Below are 9,994 nucleotides of genomic sequence, written 5' to 3' on the forward strand. Positions count from 1 at the left end.
GCGGGTGATGATGACGAGGTGGGCGTCGTCGGTGCGGTCCTGGGCGAGCCATTCCTGGATGCGGGTGAGGGTGTGTTCGGCGGTGTGGTGGGCGGCGGCGACCTGATCGGCGTCCTGGGCGGTGTCGCCCTCGGGCCGCACGACCAGCACCTCGGCTGCCCCGCTGGCCGGCTCCGTCGCACCGGGTGTGTCGACCACCGACCACTCCACCAGGAACGGCAGGCCCGGGTCCGTGCCGGCGCGTAGGCGCGCCGGGTCGACCGGGCGCAGGGCGAGTGACGCGATGTCCGCGACGGGAGCGCCCGTGGTGTCGGTGACGGTGATGGCCACGGTGCCCGTCCCGACCGGCGAGAGCCGCACCCGGACACCGTCCGCGCCGACGGCGTGCAGGGAGACGCCGCTCCAGCTGAACGGCAGGACGCTCTCGGGGCGGTCGCCGAGCAGGCCGAGGGCGATGGGGTGCAGGGCGGCGTCCAGCAGCGCCGGATGCAGGCAGAAGCGCTGGGCCGCGGGCTGCTCGGACTCGGGGAGGGCGACGGTCGCGTAGACGTCGTCGCCGAGCCGCCAGGCCGCGCGCAGGCCCTGGAAGGCCGGTCCGTAGTCGTAGCCCCTGGCGCTCAGGCGCTCGTAGGCGTCCGTGAGGTCGATCGGGACGGCTCCGGCGGGTGGCCAGGCGGCGGACTGCGGGGGCGCGGACGAAGGCGAGGTGGCGGGCGTGGGCGCTTCGGCGGTGAGCGACCCGCCGGCCCGGCGGGTCCACGGCGCGTCGCCCGAGGCGTCGGAGGGGCGGGAGTAGACCGCGAAGGACCGACGGCCTTCGGCGTCCGGTTCGCCCACCACGGCCTGGAGCCGGACGGCTTCTCCGTCGGAGAGGACGAGTGGGACCTCCAGCGTGAGGTCCTCGACGTGCCCGCAGCCGACCTCCAGTCCGGAGCGGAGGGCCGTCTCCAGGTAGGTGGTGCTCGACAGCAGCACGGTCCCGTGCACGGCGTGGTCGGCGAGCCACGGGAGGCCGGTGGTGGACACCTGGCCGGTGAGGATGTGCCCCTGGCCGTCGGCGAGTTCGACGGCGGAGACGACCAGCGGGTGGTCGGTGCCGGTCTGCCCGAGGGCACCGGTGCTCGTGGCGGCGGGGTGCAGCCAGTACGGCCCGTGCTGGAACGGGTACGGGGGCAGGGCCGGACGCGGGCCGCTGTACGGGGCGCCGGCGACGGGCAGGCCCGAGATCCGGCCCAGGGCCAGGGCGGTCGCCAGCTGCGACGGGCCGCCGTGGTTTCGCCGGAGGGTGGCGATCGTGGCCACCGCGGTGTCGGTGGTGTCGGCGGTTTGTTGGATGGGGGTGGTGAGGACGGGGTGGGGGCTGGTTTCGATGAAGTGGGTGTGGCCGGTGGTGAGGAGGTTCTGGGTGACGGTGTGGAGGTGGACGGGGTGGCGGAGGTTGTCGTACCAGTACTGGGCGTTGAGGGTGGGGGTGGTGCCGGGGTGGGTGGTGGAGTGGAAGGGGATGGTGGGGGTGGTGGGTCGGAGGTCGGCGAGGGTGGTGAGGAACTGGTCGCGGAGGGGTTCGATGTGGGGGGAGTGGGAGGCGTAGCCGATGGGGACGGGGCGGGCTTGGATGCCTTGGTCGCGGTAGTGGGTGATGAGGGTGTTGAGGGTGGTGAGGTCGCCGGAGACGACGGTGTTGTGGGGGGAGTTGTGGGCGGCGATGGTGAGGCCGGGGGGGAGGGTGATCTGGTCGGGGGGCAGGGGGATGGCGGCCATGCCGCCGGTGTCGGTGATGGTGTGGGCGATGCGGCCGCGGTGGGTGATGGTGCGGGCGGCGTCGTCCAGGGTCAGGGCGCCGGCGATGTGGGCGGCGGCTATTTCGCCTTGGGAGTGGCCGATGACGGCGTGGGGGTGGATGCCGTGGTGTTGCCAGGTGCGGGCGAGGGCGACGGTGATGGCGAAGATGGCGGGTTGGACGACGTCGGTGCGGTTGAGGTCGGGGGCGTCGGGTTCGGCGCGCAGGACGTCGAGGAGGGACCAGCCGGTGTGGGGTCGGAGGGCTTGGTCGCAGGCGTGGAGGTGTTCGGCGAAGACGGGTGAGCTGTCCAGCAACGCGAGTCCCATGCCGGGCCATTGGGTGCCGTGGCCGGGGAACACGAACACCGTCTTCCCCGGAACGCCGGTGCCCTGGATGAGCCGGCCGTCCGGCTGATCGGCGGCCAACGCCCTTAGTCCGTCCAGGAGTTCGCCACGTGTGGTGGCGACCACGGCGGCGCGGTGGGTGAAGCCGGCGCGGGTGTCGAGCGCGGCGGCGACGGCGGCGGCCGTGAGTTCGGGGTGGGCTTCGACGTGGTCCGCCAGCCGTTCGGCGTGCTGCCGCAGTGCGGCAGGGGTCCTGGCCGAGAGCGGCCAGGTGACCGGCGCCGCGTCCGCCGTCACCGCCGCGTCCGAGGGGCCCTCGGTCTGGGCCACCGGTCGTGCGGTGGGGCCTTGTTCGAGGATGACGTGGGCGTTGGTGCCGCTGATGCCGAAGGAGGACACGGCGGCGCGGCGCGGGCGCCCGTGCGTGGGCCAGTCCCGGTTCTCGGTCAGCAGCTCGACGCTGCCCGTGCTCCAGTCGACGTGCGGGGACGGCGCGTCGACGTGCAGGGTCCTGGGCAGGACCTCGTGGCGCATCGCCTCGATCATCTTGATGATGCCGGCGACGCCGGCGGCGGCCTGGGTGTGGCCGATGTTGGACTTCACCGAGCCGAGCCAGAGCGGGTGTTCGCGGTCCTGTCCGTAGGTGGCGAGCAGGGCCTCCGCCTCGATCGGGTCGCCGAGCTTGGTCCCGGTGCCGTGCGCCTCGACCACGTCGACGTCGGCGGCGGCGAGCCCGGCGCCGGCCAGGGCCTGGCGGATCACCCGGCGCTGGGCGGCGGCGCTGGGCGCGGTGAGGCCGTTGGAGGCGCCGTCCTGGTTGACCGCCGTCCCCCGGACGACCGCGAGGATCTGGTGGCCGTTGCGGCGGGCGTCGGAGAGCCGCTCGACCAGCAGCAGGCCGACGCCCTCGCTCCACACCACACCGTCGGCGGCGGCCGCGAAGGACTTGGAGCGCCCGTCGGGGGCCAGGCCGCGCTGACGGCTGAACTCCACGAACGCGTTCGGGGTGGCCATCACCGTGACCCCGCCGGCGAGCGCGAGGTCGCACTCGCCGTTGCGCAGCGCGCGGGCGGCCAGGTGCAGGGCGACCAGCGACGAGGAGCACGCGGTGTTGACCGTCAGTGCGGGCCCGGCGAGGTCGAGCGCGTACGACACCCGGCCGGAGGCGACGCTGGTCTGGGTGCCGGCGAGCAGGAACCCCTCGAAGCCGTCGGGTGCCGCCTGCATGAGCCGGTTGCCGTAGTCGTCGTACATGACGCCGGTGAAGACGCCGGTGTGGGTGCCGCGCAGGGTGGTGGGGTCGATGCCGGCGTTCTCCAGGGTCTCCCAGGCGGTTTCGAGGAGGAGGCGCTGTTGCGGGTCGGCGGCGAGGGCCTCGCGGGGGCTCATGCCGAAGAACTCGGGGTCGAAGTCGGCGGCGTCGTGGAGGAATCCGCCGTGGCGGGTGTAGCTGGTGCCGGGGTGGTCGGGGTCGGGGTGGTAGAGGGCGTCGAGGTTCCAGCCGCGGTCGGTGGGGAACTCGCCGATCGCGTCCACGCCGTCGGTCACCAGTCGCCACAGGTCCTCGGGGGAGCGGACGCCGCCGGGGTAGCGGCAGGCCATGCCCACGATCGCGATCGGCTCCTCGTTCCGCACCCGGGTGGCCGTGACGTCGTCGGTGCGGCCGGTGCCGGTGATCCGCTCGCCGAGGTACCGGGCGAGCGCGGTGGCGGTCGGGTGCTCGAACACCACCGTGGCGGGCAGCCGGAGGCCGGTGGCGGCGTTGACGCGGTTGCGCAGTTCGACGGTGGTGAGGGAGTCGAGACCCTGCTCGCGCAGGGCCCGGTCCGGTTCGACGGTGGCGGGGTCGTCGTGGCCCAGCACCTCGGCGGCCTTGGCGCGGACGAGGCCGAGCAGCGCCGCCTCCCGCTCGGCCGGGGGCAGTTCGGCGATCCTCCTGGCGGACGCGGCGGGCCGTGTGCTGGTGGTGCGGGCGCCGCCCGACCCGCCGGTGCGGGGCAGCAGACGGCGCAGCAGCGGGGGGATCTCGCCCCGGTCGTGCTCCGTCCGGACCGCCGCGAGGTCGAGCCGGGCGGGCAGCGCGACCGGCCGGCCCGCGGCGAGCGCGGCGTCGAACAGGGCGAGCGCGTCCTCGGCGGGCATCGCGGCGAGGCCGCCGCGGCGCAGCCGCGCCTGGTCGGAGTCGCTGATCCGCCCCGCCATTCCGGCGGAGTCGGCCCACAGGCCCCAGCCGAGCGAGACGGCGGGCAGGCCGGAGGCACGGCGGTGCTGGGCGAGGGCGTCGAGGAAGGCATTGGCGGCCGCGTAGTTGGCCTGGCCGGCGCCGCCCAGGGTGGCGATCGCGGAGGAGAACAGCACGAACGCGGTGAGCGGCAGCTCCCGGGTGAGTTCGTGCAGGTTCCAGGCCGCGTCCGCCTTGGGGCGCAGGACGGCGTCGGTCCGCTCGGGGGTGAGGGAGGTGACGGTCCCGTCGTCGAGGACGCCGGCGAGGTGGACGACGGCGCGCAGCGGTCGGTCGGCCGGGACGGCGGCCAGCACTGCGGCCAGCGACTCGGGGTCGGCGGCGTCGGCGGCGGTGACGGTGACCTCGGCGCCCAGGGCGCGCAGTTCCTCCGCCCGTTCGGCGGAACCGTCGGCGGCGGGGCCGCGGCGGCTGACCAGGACGAGGTGCCGTACCCCGTGGGCGGTCACCAGGTGCCGGGCGACCAGGGCGCCGAGGCCGCCGGTGCCGCCGGTGAGCAGCACGGTGCCGTCGAGGGCGGCGCCTCCGAGGCCGGTGCCGTCGAGGGCGGGGGCGCCGGGCGCCGTGCCGTCGGGCGTCGGGCGAGCTCCGGGCGGCCCGGCCGTGGTGAGCGGGGCCAGCCGCGGGACCTTCACCGTCCCGGCCCGGAGGGCCAGTTGGGGTTCGCCGGTGCCGACGGCGGCGGGGACGGCGCGGGCCGAGGCCGGGTCGTCGTCCAGGTCGAGCAGGACGATCCGGTCGGGGTGCTCGGTCTGCGCGGACCGGATGAGGCCCCAGACGGCGGCGGTCGCCGGGGAGGGGGCCGGCGCCGTGTCGTCCACGGCGGTCGCGCCGCGGGTGGTGATCACCAGTCGCGCGTCGGCGAGGCGTTCGTCGGCGAGCCACTCCTGGACGAGCGTCAGCGCCTGCCCGGTGAGCCGGTGCGCGGTGTCGGCAGGGGTGCCGGGTGCCGTGTCGTCCGGTCCGGCATCGTCCGGTCCGGCGCCGTCCGGTCCGGCGTCGTCGGCGTGCAGAGGTCCGGCGAGGACCAGGTCGGGGACGGGGGCGCCGCCGGCGACCGCCTCGCGCAGTGCGGCGAGGTCCGGGTAGGAGTGTGCGGCCGGGCCGTCCACCGGCCGCACGCGTCCGAGGACGGCCCACCGGGCGGGCTCGGGTGCGCCGAGCGGCAGCGGCCGCCACTCCACGGCGTACAGGTCCCGTACGGTCCGGACGGGGGCGAGCCGTTCGACGGCGACGGGCCGCAGCGCGAGGGCGCCGACGGCGAGCACCGAGCTGTCGGTCTCGTCGGTGACGGTCAACTCGACGGTGTCGGCTCCGGCCGGGGTCAGCCGGACGCGCAGCGGTTCTCCCACCGAGGAGGCCGGACCCGAGGCCGAACCCGAACGCGAACCCGAGGCCGCACCGGAGCCCGCACCCGCGCCGGGGCCGGCCTCCGCCGCCGACCCGGAGGCGAAGCGGGTCCAGGAGAACGGCAGGAACATCTGCCCGGAGTCCTCCCGGAGCAGCCCGGTGGCGGCCAGCGGGTGCAGTGCGGCATCGAGCAGCGCGGGGTGCGGGGCGCCCCGCCCGGTGTCCGTCCGCAGCTCCGCCGGGACGGTCACCTCGGCGAACAGCTCCTCGCCCAGCCGCCAGGCGGCCCGGACGTTCCGGAACGCCGGTCCGTACTCGTAGCCCTGCTCGTGGAGGCGGTCGTACAGCTCGGCGACGTCGAGCTCGGCGGCCCCGGGCGGCGGCCACTCCGCACCCGGGAACACGTCCGCACCCGCACCGGGGCCGCCCGCCGCACCGGCCGAGACGAACCCGGCCGCGTGCCGCGTCCACTCCGCGCCGCCCTGCCGCGAGTAGAGCCGCACCGGGCGGCGTCCGGCCTCGTCGGTGGTGCCCACGACGACCTGGAGCCGGACCTCGCCGTCCTCGGGGACGGCGAGCGGCGCCTCCAGGGTGAGTTCGTCGACCGTGCCGCAGCCCACCTCCGCCCCGGCCCGGACGGCGAGGTCCAGCAGCGCGGTGCCGGGCAGCAGGACGGTGCCGCGCATCGCGTGGTCGGCCAGCCAGGGCCGGGCCGAGGTGGACAGCCGTCCGGTGAACACGTGCCCGTCGCCGTCGGCGAGTTCGGTCACGGTGTCCAGGAACCGGTGCCCGAGGGCGTTGGCGCCCCGCGCGGCCGGTTCGATCCAGTAGCGCTGCCGCTGGAACGGGTAGGTCGGCAGGTCGACGGGGTCCGCCGGGGCGTCGCGCAGGACGGCCCGCCAGTCGACCCGCACGCCCTGGGTGTGCACCCGGCCGAGCGCCGCCGCGAACCGGTCCCAGCCGCCGTCGTCGCGGCGCAGCGACTCGGCGACCACGGTGCCGGCGGCGCCCGCCGCCTCCACGGTCTGCTCGATCGCCTGGGTCAGCACCGGGTGCGGGCTGATCTCGATGAAGGTGCGGTAGCCCTCGGCCGCCAGCTCCCGGATCACCGGCTCGAACTCGACCCGGTGGCGCAGGTTGCGGTACCAGTACTCGGCGCCGGTCTCGAACGGCTCCTGCCGGACCCCCTGCACGGTGGAGCGGAAGGCGGTCCGCGGCGCGCGGGGGGCGATCGGCGCGAGCACCTCCGCCAGCCGGTCCCGGACGGCCTCCACGTGCGCGGTGTGCGAGGCGTAGTCGATGGGCACCCGACGGGCCCAGACACCGGCCTCGGCGCAGTGCGCGGCCAGCTCCTCCAGGGCGGTGAGGTCGCCGCCGACGACGGTGGAGGACGGGCCGTTCAGCGCGGCAACGGTCAGCCGGCCGTCCCAGCGGGCGATCAGTCCGGTCACCTGGTCCAGCGAGCGGGCCACCGACAGCAGGCCGCCGGTGTGCGCGAGCGGCAGCAACTCCCTTCCGCGCAGCGCGACCACCCGCGCGGCGTCCGGCAGCGACAGCGCGCCGGCGACGTACGCGGCGGCGATCTCCCCCTGGGAGTGGCCCATCACCGCGTCCGGTTCCACCCCCGCAGCCCGCCAGAGCGCGGCGAGGGCCGCCACCACCGCGAACGTCGTGCACTGGATCACGTCCGACCGGTCCATCCCGGGAGCACCCGGTACCCCGGCCAGGACGTCGCGCACCGACCAGTCCAGGTACGGCTGGAGGGCGTCGGCGCAGGCGAGGAGTTCCGTCCGGAAGGCCGGGGAGGACTCCATCAGCCCGGCGGCCATGCCGGCCCACTGCGAGCCCTGCCCGGGGAAGACGAACACGACCTTGCCCCGGTCGGCTGCCGTGCCCCGCTCGACGCCGGGCGCCGGCTCGCCGTCCGCGAGCGCGGCCAGCGCGGCGGCCAGGGCGGCCCGATCGGTGCCGGTGAGGACGGCGCGGTGGGCGAACGCGGGGCGGCCGGTGGCGAGTGCCCGGCCGATGCCGGCCAGCGCGTGGTCCGGCGCGGTGTCGAGGTGGCGGCGCAGCAGGTCGGCCTGGGCGCGCAGGCCCTGTTCGTCGGGCGCCGAGACGAGCCACGGCACGGTGGTGTCGGCGCCGACCGCGAGCGGCAGGCGGTCGCCGTCCCTCCCGGTCCCGCTGGTGCCGGTCCCGCTGGTGCCGGTCCCGTCGGCCGCCGGTTCGCGGACCACGTGGACGCCGGGGACGTCGGAGGCGTCGGGGGCCTCTTCGAGTACCAGGTGCGCGTTGGTGCCACTGATCCCGAACGACGACACCGCCGCCCGCCGGACGGCCGTGTCGGGCCACGGCCGCGCCTCGGTCAGCAGCCGTACGGTGCCCGCCGACCAGTCGACCTGACGGGTCGGCCGGTCCACGTGGAGGGTGCGGGGCAGCGACCGGTGGCGCAGCGCCATCACCATCTTGATCAGGCCGCCGACGCCCGCCGCGGCCTGCGCGTGCCCGATGTTGGACTTCAGGGACCCCAGCCACAGCGGGGCGTCGGCGGGCCGGTTCCGTCCGTAGGTGTCGATCAGGGCCTGGGCCTCGATGGGGTCGCCGAGCCTGGTGCCGGTGCCGTGCGCCTCGACGGCGTCCACGTCGGCGGGCCCGAGCCCGGCGTCGGCGAGCGCCTGGCGGATCACCCGTTCCTGGGACGGCCCGTTGGGCGCGGTCAGCCCGTTGCTCGCTCCGTCGGAGTTGACGGCGGAGCCGCGGATCAGGGCGAGGACGCGGTGGCCGTTGCGCCGGGCGTCCGAGAGCCGCTCCAGCACCAGCATCCCGGCGCCCTCGGCCCAGGCGGTGCCGTTCGCGGCGTCGGAGAACGCCTTGCACGTCCCGTCGGCGGACAGCCCCTGCTGCCGGCTGAACTCGACGAAGATCCCGGGGGTGGCCATCACGGCCACGCCGCCCGCGAGCGCCAGCGGGCAGTCCCCGTTGCGCAGGGCCCGGGCCGCGAGGTGCAGGGCCACCAGTGAGGACGAGCAGGCGGTGTCCACGGTGAGCGCGGGGCCCTGGAGCCCCAGGGTGTAGGCGATCCGGCCGGAGGCGACGCTCGCCGTCGTGCCGGTCAGCAGGAAGCCCTCCAGGCCTTCGGCGCCCTCGGTCAGCCGGGGCCCGTACTCCTGGGACATCGCGCCGACGAACACCCCGGTCTGGCTCCGGCCCAGCGACAACGGGTCGATGCCGGCCCGCTCCAGGGCTTCCCAGGACACCTCCAGCAGCACCCGCTGCTGGGGGTCCATCGCCTGCGCCTCGCGCGGACTGATGCCGAAGAACGCGGGGTCGAACCGGTCGGCGTCGGGGAGGAACCCGCCACGGCGCACGGAGGAGGTGCCGGAGGCCGCCGACTCCGGGTCGAACAGGGCGTCGAGGTCCCAGCCCCGGTTGTCCGGGAAGTCGGAGGTCGCGTCCGTCCCGGTCTCCACCAGCCGCCACAGCTGCTCGGGTGTGCGCACGCCGCCGGGGTAGCGGCAGGCCATTCCGACGATCGCGATCGGGTCCTCGGCGTCGGCGGCCGACCCGTTCGCCGGGTGGCCGGGCCGGTGCCCGGCCGTGGGCGCGGCGGTGCGGGGCGCCTCGGCGAGGCGGTCGCGCAGGTGTTCGGCGAGGAGTTGCGGCGTCGGGTGGTTGAACAGCAGCGCGGCGGGCAGCTCCAGGCCGGTCGCCGTCACCAGCCGGTTCCGCAGCTCCACGGCGAGCGAGGAGTCGAAGCCGAGTTCCTTGAACGAGCGTCCGGAGGCGGGCTCCTCGTCGCCGGTGTGGCCGAGGACGGCGGCCGCGTTCCGGTGCACCAGGTCCAGGAGCGCGCGGCGCCGTTCGGCGGGCGGCAGCGCGGTCAGTGCCTCGGACGCCGCGGGTGGGGCGGCGGTGTCCCGCTCCTGCGCGGCCGGGTCCTCGGCCGGTCCGTCGGGCGGCGTGTCGGCCGTGGTCCGCCGATCGGTTCGGGGCTCCAGCCAGTGGCGGCGCCGCTGGAAGGGATAGGTCGGCAGGGAGACCCGCCGGGGCTGCGCGTCCTCGAAGAGCCGGGCCCAGTCGGCGTCCGCGCCGACGGTGTGCAGCCGCGCCATCGAGGTGAGGAACGCCGTCCAGCCCGGCCGCTTGCGGTGCAGGGTGCCGGTGGTGACGGTCTCCGTACCGGTGTCGGTGGTGTCGGCGGTTTGTTGGATGGGGGTGGTGAGGACGGGGTGGGGGCTGGTTTCGATGAAGTGGGTGTGGCCGGTGGTGAGGAGG

1 protein-coding gene is annotated in these 9,994 nt (G+C 75.8%); it reads right to left on the minus strand.

Features of this window, described 5'->3' with window-relative positions:
• Positions 1–9,994: SDR family NAD(P)-dependent oxidoreductase (locus tag ACZ7BZ_RS37945; protein ID WP_470362362.1), on the minus strand; the 9,994-nt coding region annotated here is incomplete at both ends.

This window comes from Kitasatospora sp. NPDC036934 (assembly GCF_055608425.1).